Origin of the sequence: Haloplanus salinarum, from assembly GCF_009762275.1 — an archaeon.
Taxonomy (GTDB): domain Archaea; phylum Halobacteriota; class Halobacteria; order Halobacteriales; family Haloferacaceae; genus Haloplanus; species Haloplanus salinarum.
Genome location: NZ_CP034344.1, coordinates 164,363 through 184,978, shown reverse-complemented (window position 1 = coordinate 184,978; position 20,616 = coordinate 164,363). Strand labels below are relative to the sequence as shown.

The 20,616-nt window shown below is 60.8% G+C and carries 23 protein-coding genes; 10 read left to right on the top strand and 13 right to left on the bottom strand.

The genetic code is table 11. From position 1 onward, the window contains the following. The 3 genes from EI982_RS00905 (at nt 1) to EI982_RS00895 (ending at nt 4,935) form a co-directional block, all read left to right on the top strand. Nucleotides 1-306 (top strand): DUF8156 family protein, encoded by a 306-nt coding sequence (locus EI982_RS00905; RefSeq protein WP_157687753.1) that lies wholly within the window; start codon nt 1-3, stop codon nt 304-306. 2 nt (nt 307-308) lie between these two features. Next, on the top strand, nt 309-2,474 hold the full coding sequence (locus tag EI982_RS00900; protein ID WP_199243576.1) for a type B DNA-directed DNA polymerase: 2,166 nt from the start codon (nt 309-311) through the stop codon (nt 2,472-2,474). A 1,183-nt stretch (nt 2,475-3,657) separates the two neighbouring features. Further along, the gene (locus tag EI982_RS00895; RefSeq protein ID WP_157687713.1) at nt 3,658-4,935 is read left to right on the top strand and encodes a Cdc6/Cdc18 family protein; all 1,278 of its coding nucleotides are present in this window, start codon (nt 3,658-3,660) and stop codon (nt 4,933-4,935) included. Between the two features lie 88 nt (nt 4,936-5,023). Here the strand turns inward: EI982_RS00895 and EI982_RS00890 are convergent, their stop codons facing one another. Both EI982_RS00890 and EI982_RS00885 read right to left on the bottom strand, forming a co-directional pair. Continuing rightward, entirely contained in the window at nt 5,024-5,347 is a 324-nt protein-coding gene (locus EI982_RS00890; protein ID WP_157687712.1) for a DUF6788 family protein, read from the bottom strand. Between the two features lie 122 nt (nt 5,348-5,469). Next, nucleotides 5,470-5,883 carry a MarR family transcriptional regulator gene (locus EI982_RS00885; protein WP_157687711.1) on the bottom strand — a complete coding sequence of 138 codons (414 nt, stop codon included), beginning with the start codon at nt 5,881-5,883 and terminating at the stop codon, nt 5,470-5,472. 128 nt (nt 5,884-6,011) lie between these two features. On the opposite strand from EI982_RS00885, the gene EI982_RS00880 reads away from it, so the two are divergent. Beyond that, the gene (locus EI982_RS00880; protein ID WP_157687710.1) at nt 6,012-6,560 is read left to right on the top strand and encodes a DUF8170 family protein; all 549 of its coding nucleotides are present in this window, start codon (nt 6,012-6,014) and stop codon (nt 6,558-6,560) included. Nucleotides 6,561-6,627: 67 nt separating this feature from the next. Here the strand turns inward: EI982_RS00880 and EI982_RS00875 are convergent, their stop codons facing one another. The 3 genes from EI982_RS00875 to EI982_RS00865 all read right to left on the bottom strand — a co-directional run bounded on the left by EI982_RS00875 (nt 6,628) and on the right by EI982_RS00865 (nt 8,907). Continuing rightward, a complete protein-coding gene (locus EI982_RS00875; protein WP_157687709.1) occupies nt 6,628-7,452 on the bottom strand; it encodes a hypothetical protein in 825 nt (274 codons plus the stop codon). A gap of 87 nt (nt 7,453-7,539) precedes the next feature. Continuing rightward, on the bottom strand, nt 7,540-8,472 hold the full coding sequence (locus EI982_RS00870; RefSeq protein WP_157687708.1) for a M78 family metallopeptidase domain-containing protein: 933 nt from the start codon (nt 8,470-8,472) through the stop codon (nt 7,540-7,542). A gap of 87 nt (nt 8,473-8,559) precedes the next feature. After that, complete coding sequence (locus tag EI982_RS00865; RefSeq protein WP_157687707.1) at nt 8,560-8,907, bottom strand: DUF8013 domain-containing protein; 348 nt, start codon at nt 8,905-8,907, stop codon at nt 8,560-8,562. A gap of 446 nt (nt 8,908-9,353) precedes the next feature. Here EI982_RS00865 and EI982_RS00860 point away from each other — a divergent pair, with 446 nt between their 5' ends. The 6 genes from EI982_RS00860 to EI982_RS00835 all read left to right on the top strand — a co-directional run bounded on the left by EI982_RS00860 (nt 9,354) and on the right by EI982_RS00835 (nt 14,990). Then, entirely contained in the window at nt 9,354-9,533 is a 180-nt protein-coding gene (locus EI982_RS00860) for a hypothetical protein (protein ID WP_157687706.1), read from the top strand. Between the two features lie 104 nt (nt 9,534-9,637). Beyond that, nucleotides 9,638-10,516 carry a hypothetical protein gene (locus tag EI982_RS00855; RefSeq protein ID WP_157687705.1) on the top strand — a complete coding sequence of 293 codons (879 nt, stop codon included), beginning with the start codon at nt 9,638-9,640 and terminating at the stop codon, nt 10,514-10,516. A 3-nt stretch (nt 10,517-10,519) separates the two neighbouring features. Then, nucleotides 10,520-11,317 carry a hypothetical protein gene (locus EI982_RS00850; protein ID WP_157687704.1) on the top strand — a complete coding sequence of 266 codons (798 nt, stop codon included), beginning with the start codon at nt 10,520-10,522 and terminating at the stop codon, nt 11,315-11,317. A gap of 66 nt (nt 11,318-11,383) precedes the next feature. Beyond that, nucleotides 11,384-12,373, top strand: a complete 990-nt coding sequence (locus EI982_RS00845; RefSeq protein WP_157687703.1) for a hypothetical protein — start codon at nt 11,384-11,386, stop codon at nt 12,371-12,373. A gap of 2 nt (nt 12,374-12,375) precedes the next feature. Then, the gene (locus tag EI982_RS00840) at nt 12,376-13,686 is read left to right on the top strand and encodes a Piwi domain-containing protein (protein ID WP_157687702.1); all 1,311 of its coding nucleotides are present in this window, start codon (nt 12,376-12,378) and stop codon (nt 13,684-13,686) included. Continuing rightward, nucleotides 13,674-14,990: a hypothetical protein gene (locus EI982_RS00835; protein WP_157687701.1), complete on the top strand. Its 1,317-nt coding sequence runs from the start codon at nt 13,674-13,676 to the stop codon at nt 14,988-14,990. Before EI982_RS00840 ends, EI982_RS00835 begins: the two co-directional genes overlap by 13 nt. A gap of 238 nt (nt 14,991-15,228) precedes the next feature. Here EI982_RS00835 and EI982_RS00825 read toward each other — a convergent pair whose 3' ends face one another. The 8 genes from EI982_RS00825 to EI982_RS00795 form a co-directional block, all read right to left on the bottom strand. Further along, on the bottom strand, nt 15,229-16,230 hold the full coding sequence (locus tag EI982_RS00825; protein WP_157687700.1) for a DUF6610 family protein: 1,002 nt from the start codon (nt 16,228-16,230) through the stop codon (nt 15,229-15,231). A 107-nt stretch (nt 16,231-16,337) separates the two neighbouring features. Next, the gene (locus EI982_RS00820) at nt 16,338-16,562 is read right to left on the bottom strand and encodes a DUF8129 domain-containing protein (protein WP_157687699.1); all 225 of its coding nucleotides are present in this window, start codon (nt 16,560-16,562) and stop codon (nt 16,338-16,340) included. A 65-nt stretch (nt 16,563-16,627) separates the two neighbouring features. Then, on the bottom strand, nt 16,628-17,788 hold the full coding sequence (locus EI982_RS00815; RefSeq protein ID WP_233255197.1) for a hypothetical protein: 1,161 nt from the start codon (nt 17,786-17,788) through the stop codon (nt 16,628-16,630). A 166-nt stretch (nt 17,789-17,954) separates the two neighbouring features. Further along, nucleotides 17,955-18,509, bottom strand: a complete 555-nt coding sequence (locus EI982_RS00810; protein WP_157687698.1) for a hypothetical protein — start codon at nt 18,507-18,509, stop codon at nt 17,955-17,957. Further along, on the bottom strand, nt 18,497-19,162 hold the full coding sequence (locus EI982_RS00805; RefSeq protein WP_157687697.1) for a hypothetical protein: 666 nt from the start codon (nt 19,160-19,162) through the stop codon (nt 18,497-18,499). The genes EI982_RS00810 and EI982_RS00805 overlap by 13 nt, the downstream gene beginning before the upstream one ends. Continuing rightward, nucleotides 19,159-19,290, bottom strand: a complete 132-nt coding sequence (locus tag EI982_RS18880) for a hypothetical protein (RefSeq protein ID WP_269846456.1) — start codon at nt 19,288-19,290, stop codon at nt 19,159-19,161. The genes EI982_RS00805 and EI982_RS18880 overlap by 4 nt, the downstream gene beginning before the upstream one ends. Beyond that, nucleotides 19,290-19,976 carry a DUF6166 domain-containing protein gene (locus tag EI982_RS00800; RefSeq protein ID WP_157687696.1) on the bottom strand — a complete coding sequence of 229 codons (687 nt, stop codon included), beginning with the start codon at nt 19,974-19,976 and terminating at the stop codon, nt 19,290-19,292. Before EI982_RS00800 ends, EI982_RS18880 begins: the two co-directional genes overlap by 1 nt. Before the next feature lie 78 nt (nt 19,977-20,054). Continuing rightward, nucleotides 20,055-20,609, bottom strand: a complete 555-nt coding sequence (locus EI982_RS00795; RefSeq protein ID WP_157687695.1) for a DUF6166 domain-containing protein — start codon at nt 20,607-20,609, stop codon at nt 20,055-20,057. Nucleotides 20,610-20,616: the final 7 nt, after the last annotated feature.

Below are 20,616 nucleotides of genomic sequence, written 5' to 3'. Positions count from 1 at the left end.
ATGGGGCGGACGAACCCGACGTATCGGGATGCGCTCCGGGCCATCGAAGAGCGTTGGTCAGAGTTCCGGCGGGCACTGCGGCGTCGCGACCAGCCACGGTTCGATCGCTTGTTCGAGTACGCCCGGGAGCACGCCGACGCGAGCGGACTGTTGAACCACCAGAATCCGCTCCTGCCGGCGCTGCTCAGCATGGATCTCGAACAGGAGGCCCGACTCGACGACCACGAAGAACGCCTTGAGGAGCTCGAAGCCGCGGTCACAACAAGCGATGACCAGGAAGCCGCTCCATCGGACGCGAACCCGTGACGATGCCGTTCAGCATCGACTTCCTGGACGACGGCCGCGTCCTGGAGTGGGAGGCAACCGCCGACGGCGCCGTCGCGACCGAGCGCGATGACTACACGCCACGCTTCTACGTCGCCGCTCGCGATCCTGATGCCGACCTCGACCTCACGACGCTCCAGTCCGTGTACGATCAGCACCCGGACGTCGTCGCGACCGAAATGGGTGCGCGACGTCCAGGCTTTCGACGGGACGAGGAGACAGTCCTCGCCGTCGACGTCGCCCACATCGACCGCATCACCCCTCTCGCCCGGCAGGCACGCCAGTTGTCGGACTATCCAGTTGGGGATCTCGCCTGTTTCAACGTCGACTTCTCGCGAGAGTTCCGGTACTGTCTAGAGACCCGCGCCGATCCGACGCCGGCGAGCGAGCTGTCGACGCTCCGGCTCAGCGTCCCGGTGACCGAAACGAGCAACGACGTCTATGGGGAGCTGTCCGTCGCCGGCGACACCGTTACTGGTTCGCCGACGGATATCCTGACCGACGTACAGGCAGCGCTCGACGCACACGATCCGGACGTCCTAGTCTGCTCGACGAGCGAAATTGTCCCGACGCTGTACGAGATGGCAACGGACGCCGGCGTCGACGACTTCTCGCTGAGTCGGTGGCCGGACGTCGATTACCAGCAGCTTGCAAGCCGGTCGACGTACTCGAGCTACGGTCGCGTCGGTCACTCCCCAGCACGGTACAACGTGCCCGGCCGGGCGATCATCGACGAGTCGAACACGTTCTTCTACGGAGAGACAAACCTCGACGGCGTCCTCGACCTCGTGTCGCGTTCGAACAAGCCCGTCCAGGAGCTCGCGTGGGCATCGATTGGGAACGTTCTCACAGCGATCCAGATCTGCGAGGCCCACGACCGCGGCGTCCTCGTCCCGTGGAACTCCTGGCGACATGAGTTCTACAAACCGATAGGGACGCTTCACGACGCCGACCGTGGCGGCTTCATCTTCGCGCCCGAGGTCGGCCTCCACGAGAACGTCCACGAACTCGACTTCTCCTCGTTGTTTCCGAACATCATCTGTACGCGGAACGTCTCGCCGGACGTCATCCGATGTAGCTGCCACAGCGACCGCGACGACGTCCCCAGCCTCGGATACTCGATCTGCGACGACCGGGGCTACCTCGTCGACGTTCTGCAGCCGATCATCGACGCACGCGACGAGATCAAGGCGGCTATCCGTCGCGAGAAGGAACGGGACGACCCCGACGAGGACCGGCTGGCGGAACTCGAGGGGCGGTCGGGAGCGCTGAAATGGATCCTCGTCGCCTGCTTCGGCTATCAAGGGTTCAGCAACTCGAAGTTCGGCCGCATCGAGTGTCACGAAGCGATCAACGCGTTTGCCCGCGAGATTCTGCTGACGGCGAAACAGCGGCTGGAAGCCGGCGGCTGGCGGGTCGTCCACGGCATCGTCGACTCCATCTGGGTGACCCCGGACCCTGACGTCGATGACAATGACCGCAAGGACCTCAAAGCACTCGCGACGGCGATCACGGAAGAGGTCGAGATCCGGCTCGAACACGAAGCCCACTACGACTGGGTGGCGTTCGTGCCGCAGCGCGATAGCGACGCCGGCGCGTTGACGAAGTACTTCGGGAAGGTCGCCGGCGACGATGATTTCAAGATACGCGGTATCGAAGCCCGGCAGCGCTCAACCCCACCGTTCATTGAGGACGTCCAGCGGGACTGTCTCGACCAGCTCGATGCCACGCGGTCACCGGATGCCGTCCTCGACTGTCTTCAGGACGCGATCAAGTGCCTCCACGCTGGAACGGTGCCGGTCGAGCAGCTCGTCGAACGGAATCGTGTCTCCAAGCCGCTGGAAGGGTACACGCAGAACACACAGAACGTGGCGGCGCTGAAGCGGGCTCGGGACCAGGATCTCGCCATCCACCCAGGACAGGATATCGAGTACGTAGTTGTCGACGACGAGAAAAGCTCGCGAGAGCGGGTCGCGTTAGCCCACGAGGAGATAGAGTCGTACGATGCGTCGTACTACGAGACGCAGCTCATCAGAGCTGTCGAGAGTGTGCTGGCACCGCTTGGCTGGGATCGGACAGAAATTCAACGCGAGATCGCGGAAACTCGGGAAACGGACTTGACCGCCTTCACCGAGATTAAGAAGGATTAACCAACACTATCGAGGTATCGCGAGAGTTGTTGGTTAATGCTGAGTGGAGACACGGAAGGGAGCAGGAGAGAATACCTCGCCCACACACCCCTCGTCCAGAGTGAAAACCAATCAGGAGAGTGCGGTGAGGTCCACGGGAAACGGGGGTTCTCGTGGGAGGAGATCAGCAAGAATCACGGAAAGACAGCCTGAGACGAGAGAACACGGAAGAAATGGAACAGCAAACACGAGCAGCGGTTCGAAACCACCCGGACGAATGCCGCCTTCGTCCTCTTCTGTGTGCCGAATGCACTTGGAGAGTGGTAGGAGGTAGGTAGTAATAAAACCTCTAGGTAATACTATGAAGATTGGTATGTTTGGGAAAATTCGACTGTGTGCCAACTGCTGTTCGGGGCATACTCGTCTCACGTCTTGTGATTTCGGTACTTGCTAGCCGACTCGTCGTGTGGTTTCCGCCCGGCCAACCGAGGGACTCTCGTGGCCTTTCACTCTGGACGAGGGGTGTGGGGGCTCGATTCCGTCGTCCGTGTATTATGAGACGTTGAAGGAACAATCGTCATTCTGACTATTCGCCAACCTGCGAAGCAGCATCAAAGCCGAAATCGGGATTGGTATCTCCCGATCTCCCTCGTCAATCGGAATCAAGACACCCGATCCCGACAGTTCCGATTGTACCCTGCTTTGCTTCGGCTGGAGATCTGACCTGCGTCTTCACTCTTGATTGGGGTGCCGACGAACGCTCGTCAGCATCACTCGAGGTTCACACTCCACTCCAGCTCGTCACACCAGTGCTTTCACTCTGGACGAGGGGTGTCTGCCGTGCGTCAGACGTCCAGGGCCGATGTGTCCTCTCATAGAAATGATTGATTCCCCGATTCGGGAGATACACTCTGGACGGGGGGTGTCGTCTCAACCGGGTACGCTGCTCCCGGATGGAGGGCTATTCACTCTTGACCAGGGGTGTGTCAAACTCGCTCCAGTCTGGCGTTTTCACTCTGGATTGGGGGTGCCGGTCTGCGTGGGTAACTCTCGCTCCGAGTCCGATTTCACTCGGGACCGACTCGACCCTTTGTGAGGATGATACGCCAGCGACAAAACATCAGAAGACGACCATAGCCCGATTTACACTCTGGTCGAGGTAGCCAAATCATTAAGTAGGTCCCATCCGCGATGTCTGATATTGATGGCTGAGGAACCGTCCCAACTCTCTGACTTCGACGGCCGCTACGAGGATCCCGCTGACGATCCCCTCTTTGACTTTGATGAAGACGACCCCGACCGCGCCAACATTTTCGCTCGCAAGGAGCTGCTGAAGGTTGGCCACGTCCCTGAAAGCGGCCGTATCGTCGGCCGGGATGGCGAGATCAAGGCCGTTGCTGCTGAACTCAGACCGATCGTTCGTGGCGATCCGCCCAACAACGTGATTATTTACGGCAAAACGGGAACCGGGAAGTCGCTCGTTGCCCGTCACGTCACTGAACGAGCCCGGCGAGCCGCGGAGTCGAACGGCGTGTCCGTCGGCACGGTCTACGTCGACTGCGCGCAGCACAACACACAGACACGCGTCGCGAGGACGGTGACTCGTTCACTCAACGAGACGGACGAGACTGACTTCGATATTCCACGCGCAGGGATTGGCAGCGGTGAATACTACGACTATCTCTGGGAGATTCTGGATACTGCCTACGAGTCAGTCATCATCATTCTCGACGAGGTGGACCGACTCGATGACGATGATATTCTTATGCAGCTCTCGCGGGCTCGCGAATCGGGGAAAGCGGATTGCCACCTGGGCGTCATCGCAGTCAGCAACAAAATCGAGTATCGCGACCAGCTGAACGAACGCGTCAAGTCCAGTCTTCGCGAGGAGGAGTTCGTCTTCCAACCCTACGACGCGAATCAACTGCGCGAGATTATGAAGCACCGACGGGACGCGTTCCACGATGGCGTTCTCTCTGGTGATGTGATTCCGCTGACGGCGGCTTTAGCCGCTCAGGAACACGGTGACGCCAGAAAGGCAATCGAAATTCTTCGTCACGCCGGCGAACTGGCCGAGCGAGAAAACGTCGATACAGTCGTCGAGGAACACGTTCGCGATGCTCAGGAGTGGGCTGAAATCGATCGCTTCGAGGAGCTTCTCCGTGGATCGACGACACAGGTCAAATTCATCCTCTATTCGCTCGCGCTGCTCACCGAAGAGAATCCGAACGAGGACGGGTTTTCGACCAACCGGATTTACGAACGGTATCAGGCGACGACAGAGAAGGCTGACGCGAAGACTCTCAGCGAGCACCGCGTCTACGAGCTGTTGAAAGAGCAGGCGTTCCTCGGGGTCGTTGAATCAACTCGGACCGGAGGTGGACGGGGTGAAGGCAGTTATCTCGAGCACCGGCTGGTTCAGGACACCGGTATCGTGTTGAAATCTGTCCTCCGGGACAGCCGGCTGGAAGACTTGGCCTAGCCCTCGGTTCGGTCGCTCACCACACCCCTGGTCACGAGTGTATCTCTCGACACGTCGGGCACGTGGAGTGGGTGTGTATCTGCTTCGGCTACTCGTCTGGGCTAACTGGACTCTTGTACTTCGACTTCACTCTGTCACCTTCCCGCCACTGCCAGTAGTAGTAGCGGTTGTCGTTGATATCCTTGATCGTGATCGTGGCCTTTGACGGGACGTCGTCCGGAAGGTCGTCCGGCCGCTCGTCGATCTCGTCGTCCTCCGACTCCTCCTCGAGACGCGCTTCGCGAGCTTTGTGCTCTGCCAGCTCTTCGGCGTAGCGCGCGACGTGCTGGAGCTGGTCCGGCGAGTAGCCGTTGAGTGTGTTGACGATATCTGTCGGAAGTTCCGCCGGCGGCGTCGGTGGCTCGTAGGACATCAGCGGTCGCCTCGTGTTAACCAACAAAACGGGTATCGGCATAGATTTGTTGGTTAACTAGATATCGTCTCGTCACGGGTTAAAGAGTACGAATAGCAAACTATTCAGAAATAGACGTGGCGTTAGACGCCGTCCGGACGGGGGGCGTTCTCGTACTTGACCATCTTCTCGGGCTTGTCGGAGATGGTGTCGTAGATCTGCTGGAGCGTCTCCTCAGCAGCGAGTAGGTTGTGGTTCTCCAGGAACTCCCGACCTTCCTCCGTGAGGCCGTAGAACTTCCAGGGGTAGCCCTGCCGGCGCTGGTCGTCGTCTAGGGCGACCTCCTTGACGATGCCGGCGTCGATGAGCTTCTGGATGTGCTTGTAGACGGTGGCATCGCTCACGCTGGGGTTGAGCTCCTCAAGCTCGTACATCGAGGGCAGCTGGTCGGGGTGCTGGAGGATGTTGTTAATCAGCGCGAACCGCGTCTGTTGGGTGACGAAGTGGACGAGTTCGCGGGATTCCATCCCCTCAGCTGTCCCCAGGTCGGTGCTCATACGACACGATACACGGCCTGGCGGCAAGTAGTTTACCCTTGAGTAAACCACTCTGGACTAAACCACACCTGACTAAGCTGGTGATTTACTCCGTAAATCATATCGCACGACGCTGAGAGGGGCCATATATGTCCGACGAGGAGCCGCCCGTCCCTGAAGAAGTCCTCACCAGTGCGAAGGACCAACTCGACGACGAAGAGATCTCGCTGGCAGACAACGAGGAGATCCTCCACGCCCTGAGTGAACTGACCCCCGTCTACGAGAATGAACGCTCGTACTTCGTGCTGGGCAACTACGACCGGGAGCCGATTCGGCGGCTGAACCTCGTGGTCGACCGGCTCAACCGCCGGCAGGACGCCTACGCCTTCCGGATGGTCGATATCCGTGGCGAGTGGGACAACAGCATCCAGAAGTTCTGCCTGATTGCCGACATCGTCACCTACCTCGTTGGCGTCGCCGAGAAGGAACCAAGTGACTTCCTCGTCGAACAGGGCCTCCTCGTCGGCACGACGGAGTTTTTCGAGAAAAGCCACGTCCTCAAGCGGGTGTACGAGGACGAGGAACACCCCTTCGGATGGATGCAGGACGGCGTCTTCGAGCTGTTCGAGCAAGAGGGACGGCTGTATCGCTGGCAGACCGAGGAGGAACTCGTCGACGTCACAGAAGAGCTCCCGTGACGGCAGTGGACCCGTAACTGTCTGCGTTAACCAACGTAGGTGATGAAGAGGGTGGTCTGTTGGTTAATCAGACTCCGTCCGCATCGGCCGGGAGTCTGCCATCCGGTCGCGGGACTCGGCCACGCTTGATTTCGTGATCGACGCGACGGAGGTGCTTACATCCGCCGGCGGGGGAGCGCTGCTGCCAGTCTGGACAGGTACAGTATTCGCCGACGACGTCGACTTCGTAGCGGTTCCCGGACGCCGACTGGACCTCGTACCGACCGCCCTTCTCTAGCAACGAGACCGACATCTCCTCGGTGACCGCGCGACGGGTACGGGGTTCGAGATCGTCGACCTGCCCACCGTTCGCTGACGCGACCATCCGATCGCGAACGTCTCCTGTACAGCCGCCATCCGGCGCGACGGCGTCAGGCCCGTGGACTCGCTCCTGAAGGAGGTCCTCGACCGGGTGGCCCTGCGGCCACAGGAAGTGGACTTCACGCCGTTCGCGATGGTCGTAGGACCCGCAGTCGACAGCGCGCCCGGTCCAGACCCGCCACGCCCCAAGCGCACTCATCACGTCGACGATGAGGCGCGGAACTGACTCGTACTCGGTGGGGTAGAAGATCCGAAAGCGCGTACACTCCTCCTGCGGAGGGACTGTCGTCCACCACTCGACGTCGGTGTGCCAGCTCTCGAACATCGCCGTATCCTGCCCGTATCCGACGGTCACATCGTCGATTCGCGGGAGTGTACTGTCCGGATCGGACGGTCCCTCTTCGAGCAGTTTCAGCACCGCGTACCGCAGATACTCGTGGGCTGCATTCTCGGTCGAATGGGCGACCTGTTCGTGGTGGGTTGCGATCTGTTCTGCTTCCTCAAGAACGGTAGAGAGGTATCTCTCGGTCATCGGTCGTGGTCTCCGGTGAGTGCCTCCGCCCCTCTGCGGGCACTGAAAACTTAACCAACAAAGTAGGCGGACAACCCTCTATGTTGGTTAAGCCACGCTGTCGAGAGCGTCGATGATCTCTTCAGCCGTGGTGCTGATCCGGGCGAGGCGCTCTCGAACGATCTCGGGATCCTCTGACTCCCACGCGGCCAGGTAGAACGCTGAGCCGCTCGTGTCGAGCCCGTAGTACCGGCCGACGACGTAGGCGACCGCCTCGGCCTCGACCTCGCGTTTCGACCGTTCGGTGTCGTCCTCGACGTCGAAGTGAAGCAGGGCGTGTGCGAACTCGTGGATCAGCGTCCGGGCGAGATCGGCATCGCTCTCCCGGTCGCGAACCTCGACGAGCGGCTGGACGTCGACGAGGCTCAGCTGCTCACAGATGCCCTTCGCCTCGCCGTGGGTCCACTCCGCTTGGGGGACGATGCGAACCGTGACGCCGAGTTCGTCGGCGGCACCGGTCAGCCAAGCAACGAGGTCGCCGGCGTCCCCGGTTGCTTCTGTGTCGAGGTCGGGAAGCGGTTCGCCTTCGGTCTGAGAGATGTCGAACACCGGCGCAGGCTTGAATCCGACGAGGCCCTCGGACCAGTCTTCGGGTGGTGTCTCGTCGTACTCACAGTCGCTGTCCTCGTGGTAGCTTGGCGAGTTCCCACACTCTGGACACTGTGTGGTGATGATCGGGGCCCAGATCCAGATGGCTGACTCCCCTTCCTGGACGTGCCGATCGAAGTCCTCCTGCCACGTCCGGTAGCCGGCGACCTTTGTCGCGTCGGGGTACTGCCGCTTGATCAGCAGCGTGTTCCGATAGGAGTAGTCGTGGAACCGGCTCTGGATGTCCAGCCACTCCTGGAACTCGGCACTGGCCTGTGCGTCGTCGACACCGGCGACGAGGTCGTCGATCCACTGTTCGATGGTACTGTTCATCTCGTCGGATCGCGTGTCGGTCTGGTCGAAGGAGACCGACGAGTCTCTGGTCGTGGACATGGTGGTCACTGAATCGGATGAACGCGATTTCGCCAGTTCAGAACGCGCCGCACCCCTCAGGGGCGGATGAACAACCCTCGAGGAACGCTATCGAAGCTCGGCTGTATCGTCCGCAAAGCCGACTGTGACGAGATACTCGAGGAACTCGTCGAACTGATTGATGTCGCTGGGCGTGTCGGTCGCGAGGTGCCGGGCCCACTCTATTGCCCAATGAAACGCAGGATCAGCTCCACCCTTGCCGTGTAGATACCACCACCGGGCCGCTTTGAGAACCACTATGGGGTTCGTCGGCGGCTGCTCACTGGCTAGCCCGCGGGTGATGGACTCGATTTCCTTGGGGACGTCGGCGGGACCGATATCTTCTGATTGTGTGTTGTCGATATCGACGGGGATATCATCGATTGAGACGTTGTCGGCACTCTGTTGTTGACTCACAGAATATCACCTCTGAGGACTGTCGATGGAGCCCTCACCCTCTCTGGGGCGCGAAAAACCGCTCTTGGCATCACGCTGGGGGGAGTAGACGCTCTGTTCGCCAGCGCGTTTTTGATTGTTCTGTTGAAAACTATGGAAAGTGACAGACCCTCTCTTGGTGCGGTCTGTATAGGGGACTCACGTGTCGCTCTACTCGTGGAAGCACTCTCCAAGTATCAAGAATACGATGAGATATACGGAGGATAGATGTAGCAAAGGGCATAGATCCAATTCATCTAGTGGTCCGAAACTGGGACACACCATTCGAATTGGCTAACACGACGTCTGTACCAGTAATGACCTCGTTCCCCCATCTCGTGCGTCTGTGTTTTCGAACCATCTACACTGTCAATGCTGGGTCTGGGGTGGCGATAGGGCTTATGTGATGTTCGGCCGTCGATATCCATATGACCGAGGATCAGTACTGCGGCGATTGTGGCGGCGAACTCGAACTGGTCACGGAACACACCGCAGCGAACTCGACAGAATCAGTCGGTGGCCAGTACCGATGCCCGGACTGCGGCGACGAGTTGGTAATCGTGGAACTCGGCGGGAGTGAGGTGACCCGCGTCCCATTACCACGCTAATTGCTGATAGAGGTCGCTGCTCTGGCCTTGAACGTAGTATTAATTGTATAAAACGGGAGAAATATATCCCGGATTTATATGAGAGGCCACAAGAAATGCCGTATATGAGCCCCGAATTCGGGGTAGACGAGGCTACTGCCCTCCTCCTCGACGAGCGAGATTACGATAGCCCGCTCCGCGAAAAGGAGTTCCATAAGCTGCTGTACTTCATTAAACACGAGCTGGAGGAGCGCGGGATCGACACGGACATCCCGTACTACTGGTACCTGTACGGCACCGTCACACCGACCTCCAAAACCCAGGTATCGATCACCGAAGCCGCTGACGGCGGTTCGAAGGTTGACTGTCCCATCGAACCAGACACCCTTGACGCCGAGCCAGATACGGTCGGTGTGGCGCGAGATGCGGTGAAAGAGGTGCTGCTCCGGTACTACGAGATGGGCGGCCTACAACCGCTCACCGACCGAATGTACGAGGATGCTCCGTACCAGGTGCAGCGAGAGTTCCGGGAATTGGACAAGCAACTACGGACTGCGGCCGAAGACCACCCTGATATCCTCGATGACGGCTACGATCGAAGTGCGATCCGCCGCACCCTGTCCCGCATCGTGAAGAGTTTCCCGACCGACGAGTTTCCCCATCTTGAATCCGACCTGTACTTGTGGTATAACGTGATGAGCACAGAACTCGACCAGCCGGACGAGTTCTACAGCGTCAACGAAATGCTCAGTCTCAGCGGCGCGTTCTGGACTGTCTTCATGATCGAGGTTGCCCAGGAGGAGCACAGCGACATTACGGTCGAGGAGGTGCGAAACGAGATCGGGGACGATGACGTGGACCGGTTCCAAGAACGGATGCGGAGCCGGCTCGAGAACAAGAAAGCGGAACAGACCAAGTACGGGCCGCGGCTGGAACGGGACGAAACCGTGCGAGCGGCGCAGGACGCTGTTTCCGAAGCACTCGTCGGCTTCTCTACGCACTGACTGATGCGGTACTATCTCGACACGAACTGCCTGATGGGGTACACGTTCTTCCACGACTGGTGGCATAGCGATGCCCGCCGTCTGTTCGACTCGGACAACACCCTATACATCGGAGATGCGGTACTGTTCGAGTACTGCAACCGTGACGTCACCAAGGACGAGTATGAGATGGAGTGGGACCGGTCCGAGCTTTCATGGACCGCCGAGGATGGCTCGTTCAAGATGAAGATGACCGAGCTGTGGGACAGTCGGTTCCACTTTGAGGACGAGCTGCTTGAAGAAGACGACCTCGATCTTCCCACCGTGGTCGAGGCGTTCATGGACGCATACGATATCCGGGACTCGGCCGAGCCGGCCATCCACCGGTACTTCGACGAGAAACTGGACCAGCTGGATCTCGCCGTGACGGTTGAGAACGCGCGGAAAATCCAGAAGATGCTGGTGGAGGATCTGGAGGAATACGCCAAGGAACGGAAGGAAGAACTCCGCCGCCGCGTGGAGATGGGGCCGAAGCGAGGCGATATCCCCGAAACCCGTATGGACACGATCAAACGAGAGTTATCCGACGAGATGGACGCCGAGGTCGTGTTTGACGCCTCCTACATGTGCGACGAAGGCGTCCTTGAACGCATGGTCACCGGAGACAAGGGCGACGCACTCCGGGACGAGGACGGGAACGTGATCCGGTACGACGACACCGGTGACCCCGTCTGCGGGAATGTCGGGATCTACAACAGCCGGGAGCTCATCGATAGCGTGACCGGTCTCACCGTCCTCTACCTGCGGGACGAGTTCGCGTAACGCCAACAGGATTCCCGATATCTCACCGACAAGATATTAGCCCCTTCTGCCGCTACATGCATAGGAATGGTTCACTTGAACGTGTACGAGTGCCAGCTCCCCGGCGACGACCTCCAGATCTGGCGGTATCCCTCTCCTGACACGGATATCCCGCAACGTATCGACGAGCGCTTCGACGCGGTCACCATCGACACCCGGGTCACGCCGACCGTCGCGATCCCCAACAACGAGGAGGGCGTACACGTTCTGGAGGAGGAAACCGGGTACGAGCAAAGTACCGTGCCCTGGCAGGACTATCTCTGGATCTATTCGAATCTCGTGCAGTATGGCGCAATCCAGCATCTCGTTGACCACCATGACTTCACCCCGCTGCAGGTTGACCAGAACGATGCCCGTCTCAACCAGATCAATGAGGTGTACAAGCCGGATCCCATCGCCGAACCCGTGGACGGCTTGGAGATCCGGAAAGGCTTGAAGATGCGCTCCCGGTTCTGGGACCTGCCGGATCACGGCCCGGTCGTCGGCCTCAACTTCGCGTACACCACGACGAATTACTTCACCGACCCGCTGGACGAAGTGCTTGACAGCACGGACCAGCAGGACTACTGGCTGAAGATGAACTGCCCCAGCGACTGTCAACACGAGGACTGCACGTTCCACGGCCATGACCGGCTGGTCGGCCGGTTCGACGGGTTCACCGCGACCGGGGAAGAGTGCCAGTACGACGACGGCTCGGACCGGTTCGCCTCCCTGTCCCCGGCCGTCGACGGGATCACAGCCAACCCGCCGGTCGAACGGGTCGCATTCGAGGCCAGCTACGACAATATCCGGCAGTGGGCGACGGACAAGTACGGCGATCACCACTCGGACATCATTGAGGACATCGGCCGCGACCGGCTAGGCGTCCCGGACTACATGGACGATTACTCTGACCGGGAGTTCCAGTACGAGTGGGACCGTCTGGAGGAACTGGTCAACGAGATCGACCGCGAGATCACGCTGCCGACCGGGCAGACCGTGACGATCGCGGATGAACCGCTGGAGGTCGTTGCTTAACCATGCCGCGCCGCCTCCACGCCGAACAGCTTGAGACGCCGACACACCGCTTCGACTACACGAATCCCAGCATCACCGACAGCATCGTCGGCCGAGGCCTCGGGAATTACGGGCCGTTCGACTCGTCGATCTCCCGCGACTTCACGGACGCCACGTTCACTATGGTCTACCCCGAATCGTGGGAGTCCGACGCGCAGCGGTTCCAAGACGCGTTGATTGACGGCCATTCGACCTACTATCCGAACGGCTTCGAGTCGTTCTTCCGGATGGACAATGTCGCCGTCGGGAACACGGTCACGGTGGACGGCACCGATCTCAACGCCTACCTTGACGTGGTGGACCACATCCAAGCTGCGGACGACGACATCGCTATCGTGTTCACGTCCCACGAGATGCGGACGCGCGGCTACCGGTCGCCGTACTGGGCGATGAAGGCCTTGCTCACGAGCGCCGGCATTCCGAGTCAGATGGTGCTCGTCGACAAGCTCCGGCGGCGTTCCCCGCACCACGTCGACCTGCAGTACCTGATCGTCAACATCGCCTGCCAGGTCTACGCGAAGCTCGGCGGCACGCCGTGGGTGGTGAACCGGCCAAGTTCACCGGTCGACCTCATCATCGGCGTGGGAAAGAGCGAGTACCAGTCCGGCCGTGTCGGCGGGGTTGAACGCACACTGGGGTTCGCGTCTGCCTACCAGAGCAACGGAGCGTTCCTCTGGTTCGACGCCACACAGGCGACCACGTCCCATTCGACGTTCACCGACCAATTGACAGACAGTATCGTGACTGCCGCGGAGAAGTATGCGGAGCGTGAGATGCCGCCGGAGAATATTGTGGTCCACAGCTACAAGCGGATCGGCGATGCGGAACGCAACGCCAAGGACCGGCTTGAAGACGAGTTCGACGGCGTGGACGTCGTGCTGTCCCACCTGAACACCACGCATGACTTCCGGCTCTACGATGACACCGATTCGTCCGGACTGTCCGAGCGCGGCCTGTGGATCCAAACGGGGGAAAACAAAGGGTTCGTGATGACCGGCGGCCGCCGCGATTATCGGCCCGGTTCCCCGGTTCCCATCGAGCTCACGGTGGAGGGTGACACCGCCACTCAGGCAATTGCGCAGGGCATCTACGACCTGTGCTCGGTGTACTGGAAGGACCAGTTCGGCGCGAATCTGCCGATTACCATCCGGTACGCCGAAGATATCGCCGATATCGTTGAGAACACCCAGAAAGTTGATGATGAGGGATTGATAAGTGTTGACATAGATCGGTTGGTGCACCCACGGCTCCGGGATATCCCATGGTTCCTGTAACCACAGCGGGCGAAACCACGCCAGATGATCAGTCACAGCCGGATTTCAAGCTCGTTATCCACCGGACAGTTCACCAGCTGCTCGAACGCGAGGAGGAGCGCCCCGGCTGGTACGGCGACCCGTTGAGCACGGCTTGGGTCGGCCTGTCGTTGCAGGTGCACGATGGCCGGCAGGACGACGTGGCAGATATCGCGGCGGAACTCGAGGACTGGTACGAGGATGTCAGCGTGGATCACGAGTTCGAGGTCGCCGCACTCGCGTTGATGGGCAAGTTCTTCAAGGAGTACGACCGCGGCCGTCCGATTTACGAGGACATCGAGGACCAGTTCTTCGCGAAGTTGGATGAGGAACGCGACCGGCGAGAGGCGTCTGACGGGCCGGACGCGCCGCAGTTCCAGTTTTTCGAGTCCTATGTCTACTTGTACTGCGCGTTGGTCGGGATCACGGCGTACGACCGGTTGGACGAGTACCGCGAGTTTCTGGATAGCGAGGTTGCAGGGCAGCGGCAGTCCACGTGGACCGAGTATGACCGGATGGCGTTCGTGGAGACGGTCGCGCTCGAGGTCGCCGAGTACGCTCCGGACACGTGCCGCTCCGTGTTGAGCAAGATGCGGAAGGTGGATGTGGAGGAGTTGAACGAGTACGAGTTCATCCCGTTGGTCTGGTTCTTCCAGGAACAGCAGGATGCGATGCGGGCGGCGTTGTCGGACGAGTCGTTCGCGCAGGAGATGGTGGACGAGATCCGGCAGAACCTGTGGCAACGGTTGTACGAGGAACTCCCGTTCGAGCTGTACCTGTCGGACGATATCGAGTACGAGTTCACGCCGGATGTCCGGCAATTGGCATTACTGGATCGGTTGCTTGGCCGGCTGGAGAACCAGATCGTCGTGTTCTCCGAGGAGCAGCTGGCTGAGCACGATGCCGAGGTGGCGGAGGAGAAGGATGAGGATATTCGTGTAAACCGGCATCGGAAGCTGGCCGGGTACGTGACGGTTTCGTTCTTGCTGGGGTTCATTGCGATTGATTACGTGATTACGAACCCGCCACCAGCATCGACCGTTGGCTCCCCGCTTTTAGTCCAAGGGATTGCGGTGTTGCTGATGATGCATCTGGAGTGGCGACTGGAGGATATCAGCCGGAATCTCCCGGTGCTTGAAGAGAACCGGTTAGTGCAGGATATCGTCGATACGGTTGAGGATCGGAACTGGCCGGCGTGGATCCTCCGGTTAGCGTTCGGGTTGCTCGGGTGGGTGATCGTCGGCTACAACTGGGCGGCCATTCAGTCCTTCTTCACGGCGTTCTAACGTCAATTCGTGGCCCCATACCCGTGGTAGTCGTGGTCGGGGACGGCGCAGCCGGGGAAATTGAAGTAAATCCGGAACTTGCCCTAGTTCTGCGAGACGTCCGTTTGCGGCGTCGTGTGGATGCGAGAGTGGGTCTGTGCGGAAGGCGACTCGTCGATTACCCCGTGTAGTCGCTTACCCGCTAAATGGGTTCTGCACTCCGACTTTTGACTTCACACTGAGTGGTGGGTTGTGTCTCTCACGCCGGCGGCAAGTAGACACTCTGCTCGCCGGCGATCTCCTCGAGGTTGTTCCGGTGACGGTGGCTGAAGTAGCACTCGTAGCTGCAGTAGCCACAGATTGCGCCGGTATCGTATTCGGCGACATAGGGACCGCGGCGGGTTTGCCAGACGTTCGTTCCGCACTCGGTACAGGCCGCTTGCTCGAGGTCGGCAGGCCGCGGCCCTTCGTACTCGACCCCCAACCCGTTGTCTTGGGATGTCGATTCAGGCCAGACCCCGTGGGTCTCCCAGAACTCGCGGATACGGGCGAGGCTGTGGCGCACGGTCTTTCGGACGGTGACGTGATCGGCGTCGCGACCGCTGTCGTCCCAGCCGTCGGCCGTCCAGAACTCGCCGAACTGTGCGCCACGATGTAGCCCGTTCCAGTCGACGCCGACGATGTCGGCCGGTGGGTCGTCCGTGAGTGTCGGCCGGGTCAGCTGTCGAATGACGTCGAGCTGCTTGGGCGGACTCCCACCGAGAATATGGACGCGTTGCCCTCTCCAATCAGCCGGGTCGGTGAACTCGTGGGCGAGGCGGTCGGCGTACCCGCGTGAATAGCCGAGGACGATATCATCTGGAATTGCGTCGATCACTGCCTGGGATTTCGGGACGATGATGAGCTCGACATCGGGAAAGCTGCCCTGAATCTCGCGAGCGGCAGCAACGTGGTCGGCGGCGTCGGCGGGTTCGTAGACGTCGCCGATCACTCCGACCTGAGGCTCGTACTCGAAGAAGCGATCGACGAATCGTTCCAGATCGGGGTTCCGGAAATCGTTGTCCAACATTCCGACCGAGAGGGTGAGGTCCTGATACTGGTCTGCCTGATACCCGCAGTCTTCCCGGAAACCAGGGAGATACCCGAGTCTGCAAGCGTCAAGCGCGAACGGGAGCCGATGGAGGAAGGCCACGAACTCTACCTGACGGGCAGCGGCAATTCGGCTGGCCGTGGGACTACTGTGGCTCTTGAGAATGGACATGAATGCGAGCCCGCGGGCTCGGCACCCCGCACCCTTCTAGGGGTGACTGACAAACCTCAGATTAACCAACACTCTCGGGAACCGGTGAGTACTGTTGGTTAACCGAGTTACTCCTCCTCTGTCTCCCGGAGTTCAGTTGCCTTGCGCTCGAGTTGCTTCAGGATCGGCGTTCGGTTCTGGTGTGCGTTCTCGTACGCGACGCATTCCCGGAGCGTTTCCATATCGGGGATCGTCGCGATCCCGGCCTCGATCAGACGATGATTCGGCGCTTCGAGGCGTTTCTCAGGCGGGAACCCGTCATCGCCTTCGTCGGAATCCGTAGACCGAGCCATCTCTGTTGGCCTCCATCCTTCGAGGGCGAGAGAAACAGACCGCCGACTACAGCTTCGTCGCGACGTCAGCTCATCGCGTCTTGGAACCGCTCACGGAGCGCGTCCTCACGCTCCTCGAACTGGTCGACCTTCTCCTGTAGATCGTCGCTGACGCGCTCGATGCTCGCGAGTGCCCGCTCGCCGGCGAGCGACGCCTGCGACCCGTCGTCGCCGTCCGACTCCAGTTGCTCCTCGTAGGCTCGCTCGACGCGCTCGATGGTACCCTCCGGGTTGAACAGGATGTCGTTGGCCGTGCGAACGTAGCCGTCCAGCGACGCACCCTCCTTGCCCTGGAAGAAGTGGGTCAGCGCGTACGTCGCGCCGGAATGTAGCGTCCACATATCGATCTCGACGGGAGAGGCCGCGTTGGCCTCCGCATCGCTCGCGGCGCGCTCGGCCAGGTAGTCCGGGAAGCCCAGCAGGCTATAGAACTCCGTGACCGTGAACGGGAGCTCCGAGAAGTCGAGGTCGATGTCCTGGGCGTCACGGATGAACTCGAAGAGGTTGTCGGCGACGAGTTCGACCTGTGCGAGGATCTCCTCCCACCAGGTCCGGAAGTTCCGCACGTCGCCGACGTGCTTGATGACCTCCTTGTCGGTGAGCGAGCGCATTGTATTCGAACAGTACCCGTCCTGGGCGAATCCCTCCACGTAGACGGCGTGCTCGCCGAAGAAGTCGTAGCCCGACGTGACGCCCATCGTGATCGGATCCGACCGGCCGGGGAGGCGCACCTCGAGGCCGTCGAACATGATGTCCATATGGACCTCGCCGCCGCCCCGGTAGCGACGAATCTCGCCGAACATCACGTCACCCAGCGGCGTTCCGTCGATAGTCTCCTCCCGAAGGACCTCCTCCAGAGGGCCGTAGACGTCGACCGGGTTGATGATCGAGTACGAGTCGGTCGGAATATGGAACAAGGAATCCGTCTCGGCGTCCTCCTCACGGGCCTGCTCTCGAGCGCGACTCGGTTCGACGAGCGCGTTGAACCGCTCCGTTTCGACCCATTCGTCGGTGTACGGATTCTTGTAGGCCACGGTCGACTCGACGGCCTGCGGGAGGTCGCGGATCGCCTCAGCGAAGCTCACGGTGTCTTTGCCGCCGTGACGCTGACGATACCACTCGGGTAGTTCGGTGTCGGTACGTCCATCGACGCGAGCGAAGATGGTTCTCGACTCTGGGTCTTTCATCGTAGTCACCTCGACGCAGGAACGCTCATCGACGGCTGCATGCATCGTCTCGCGCCCTGCGCCCCTCTGCCGGGCGCAACAACAACACCACGTTAACCAACACTGACCTAGGAAGGGGCTGTTTGTTGGTTAATCGACCCACCGTCGGGAAACTGTCGCACTATCGTTACTCGGTGCTGGAGCGGCGTAGCCGAACCTGCTCCGGGTTCGGAACCCAGGGATGATCCTCCCAGCAGTGAAGGGCGTGAGCACGGGGCGACTCGAACTCGGCTCCGCAGGATCCACACTCGTAGACATCGTCGGGCCAGGGCTCACTGAGGTACATCGCCGTCACCGTCGTTCCAACCGGCTCGGGAGCTCCGCTTCGCTGAACGTACCGGTAGCCGCGAACGGTCCGCTGACGGATCGCTGTCCGGGCGATCTCGGCGGGTTTGCCGTCGGGGAGATACACCCAGCGAACGAAGTCGTCGACCGACTCCTTGGCCGAGGGCTGTAGGATGAACCACCGCTCGTGGGCATCCCGGAATAGGTAGCGTTCAGTTCCCCTGTTTTGGAGGTACACCGGGTCACCTTGACCAGGGATGAGTCGCAGCCCGAGCGCCGGTGATATCGGGTTCAACAGTCGCTCGACCACTGATGGATCGCGCTCCGGCTGGTTGTCCGAAGCCACCTCCTCTGCTGCGAACTCATCAAGACGAGCATTCGTAGTCACGGGGTCCACCGTCCGAGTGAGGTCTGTTCCCGCTCGGACTCGGCAGGAACTTCACAGAGAAACCGCCACTTCGGCCGCTCTCGGATCTGCTTGTCGGGTCGGTTACCTGCCTGTCCGGTCTCCGTTTTTCCGGCGCAGTGCCAGCCCTTGTCTCTGAGCGCTTTGATCATCGAGCCGTCGAAGTCAGCTCGCACGAACGTCAGCAGAAGGCGAACGCCTCGCCGCCGGCCGTGCCGGCGCACGAACCGTTCCATCGACCGGGCGAGCGCGGCAGAGGCGAGGTTCGGGAAGTCGACGCCGATGCAGATCCGTGCTGCCTCAACGATCTCATCACCCTCGTATCGCGTCCCGTCGTACTCCAGCGAGCGAATCAGTGGATAGCGCCACGTAATCGCACCCAGTAGCTGGTCCTGGTAACAGAGTCCGTGATGGACGAGGTTCGTCCGCGGGACACTGTCCATATAGGAGTGATGGGCTTCGTAGATCGCGCCGGCGACGTGCCGCGGGATCGATTCGACATGGACGCGCTCCGCGAACCGCAAGCCGAGCGGCGCCGTGACTGGCTGGCCGTCGCGGTGTATGGGACACGAGCACCCCTCGGGAGTGCGCGTGTACTGGAATCCGGTACTCGCCCGCTGGCCGGGAGAACGTGTCTGCGTCACGGGTCGCTACCGTCAGTCTGCTCTTGCCGGTCGTTGTACCGTTCCAGTTCGCGACCGATTTTCTCGAGCGCCTCGACCCCGCGTTCGATGAGCTGGTGGGTGGCTCGCGACAATCGAAGCGTCTCCATCAGCACTCCCCCTCCGGTGGCTCGATGAGGTCGTTGCTCTCGTTGACGAGAGCACGGATGGCCTGCTTGACATCGGCATCGTCCGAAACCGTCCGGCTTGCCAGGGGTGCCGGGTAGGCGCGGTCTCCCTGACTGCAGAGGACGGCCAGCCAGCCGTCGGTTCCCTCCCCGAGTACGATGTAGTGGTCGCGATCAGCACGCTGGAAGACTCGCCGGTCGGGGCGAGTGACCGTTCGCCAGTTCTCGGGGAGTGGCGGTGACGGCCCCCCGCCGTCGGGAAGGGCGACGACGTCGTCGGTGATCGTCGCCATCGCCGCGTCGATCTCTTCGCCGGTGAGGTGCCAGCACGCCGCCGGACCGTCACACTCGAGCTGGCTGATCACGCGATTCCGGAACGCGATGTAGTGTTCTCGGGCGACCTGGGCGTCATTGTAGTAGTCGAGGAGGAGCCCACAGGCGAGCTGTGCGGGCCCGCTTCCAGCGTATCCCCACTCGAAGCCGGTCGGACTGTGGTTGACCAGATCGAGACTTCGATCCGGAGTGAGACGCTGGTGTTCGGAGAGATTCAGAACGACGGCGTGGCCGTCGACGCGAAAGCCGACGTATTCGACGGGATCGTCGCGACGGTGAGCGAGCGCTTCTGTCTGGATTCCGCTTGACGTGGGACGTCGTGCGTTCCCGTTCATCGGTACGTCGCGGGAGTGGTAACCCCCGCACCCCTCTCGGGGGTTCTACAAACAGATCCGGAAACGCCCTCGCCGTCCCTACTGGCTAGCTGCGGGGAACTCGAACCCGCCGGTGTCGGTCTCTGACGCCTCCGAGTCGGTAGTTTCTGATTGGACTGCCTGGCGGGCCTCTTCCAGTTCCTCGCGGCGGTTGTCGACGCTCTGGTGGATGCTGATGTCGTGTTGCTCGCAGAGCGCCCGCTCGACCGCGAAGGTCATTTCGTCGAAATCGACCGCAGTGATGTCGACGTCTCCCGGTGAGGGCGTCTCATCAGCGACGTTGATGTCCCGCGACCAGGTATCGGCCGAAATGTCGCTGGTCGGGAGTCGCCACTCGTCGCCCTCGAGCTCTTCACGCAGGTACTCAGCGAACTCTTTGTAGTGGTCGAGCGCGATGTTCTTCGTCGCTGAATCGGCCAGCAGCGCGATGGCGAGCTGATCGATGCGGGCCTCGTCGGCCTCCGGTCCCCAGTCGAATCCACCAGGGGCGCGGCGCAGAACGTGGAGGTGCTTGTCCAGCACGTCGCCATCGGGCGTGTACACCAGCTGTCCACCCATACAGCGTTCGCCGCGGTATGCTCGGCTGCCGGTCATCGAAACT

Coding starts and splice junctions, on each gene's coding strand:
- EI982_RS00870 (WP_157687708.1), bottom strand. CDS start 8,472: ATGTCCACGACCAGAGACTCGTCGGTCTCCTTCGACCAGACCGACACG.
- EI982_RS00880 (WP_157687710.1), top strand. CDS start 6,012: ATGTCCGACGAGGAGCCGCCCGTCCCTGAAGAAGTCCTCACCAGTGCG.
- EI982_RS00855 (WP_157687705.1), top strand. CDS start 9,638: ATGAGCCCCGAATTCGGGGTAGACGAGGCTACTGCCCTCCTCCTCGAC.
- EI982_RS00895 (WP_157687713.1), top strand. CDS start 3,658: ATGGCTGAGGAACCGTCCCAACTCTCTGACTTCGACGGCCGCTACGAG.
- EI982_RS00795 (WP_157687695.1), bottom strand. CDS start 20,609: ATGACCGGCAGCCGAGCATACCGCGGCGAACGCTGTATGGGTGGACAG.
- EI982_RS00815 (WP_233255197.1), bottom strand. CDS start 17,788: ATGAAAGACCCAGAGTCGAGAACCATCTTCGCTCGCGTCGATGGACGT.
- EI982_RS00900 (WP_199243576.1), top strand. CDS start 309: ATGCCGTTCAGCATCGACTTCCTGGACGACGGCCGCGTCCTGGAGTGG.
- EI982_RS00850 (WP_157687704.1), top strand. CDS start 10,520: ATGCGGTACTATCTCGACACGAACTGCCTGATGGGGTACACGTTCTTC.
- EI982_RS00860 (WP_157687706.1), top strand. CDS start 9,354: ATGACCGAGGATCAGTACTGCGGCGATTGTGGCGGCGAACTCGAACTG.
- EI982_RS00905 (WP_157687753.1), top strand. CDS start 1: ATGGGGCGGACGAACCCGACGTATCGGGATGCGCTCCGGGCCATCGAA.
- EI982_RS18880 (WP_269846456.1), bottom strand. CDS start 19,290: ATGGAGACGCTTCGATTGTCGCGAGCCACCCACCAGCTCATCGAACGC.
- EI982_RS00820 (WP_157687699.1), bottom strand. CDS start 16,562: ATGGCTCGGTCTACGGATTCCGACGAAGGCGATGACGGGTTCCCGCCT.
- EI982_RS00875 (WP_157687709.1), bottom strand. CDS start 7,452: ATGACCGAGAGATACCTCTCTACCGTTCTTGAGGAAGCAGAACAGATC.
- EI982_RS00800 (WP_157687696.1), bottom strand. CDS start 19,976: ATGAACGGGAACGCACGACGTCCCACGTCAAGCGGAATCCAGACAGAA.
- EI982_RS00890 (WP_157687712.1), bottom strand. CDS start 5,347: ATGTCCTACGAGCCACCGACGCCGCCGGCGGAACTTCCGACAGATATC.
- EI982_RS00845 (WP_157687703.1), top strand. CDS start 11,384: ATGGTTCACTTGAACGTGTACGAGTGCCAGCTCCCCGGCGACGACCTC.
- EI982_RS00840 (WP_157687702.1), top strand. CDS start 12,376: ATGCCGCGCCGCCTCCACGCCGAACAGCTTGAGACGCCGACACACCGC.
- EI982_RS00885 (WP_157687711.1), bottom strand. CDS start 5,883: ATGAGCACCGACCTGGGGACAGCTGAGGGGATGGAATCCCGCGAACTC.
- EI982_RS00835 (WP_157687701.1), top strand. CDS start 13,674: ATGGTTCCTGTAACCACAGCGGGCGAAACCACGCCAGATGATCAGTCA.
- EI982_RS00825 (WP_157687700.1), bottom strand. CDS start 16,230: ATGTCCATTCTCAAGAGCCACAGTAGTCCCACGGCCAGCCGAATTGCC.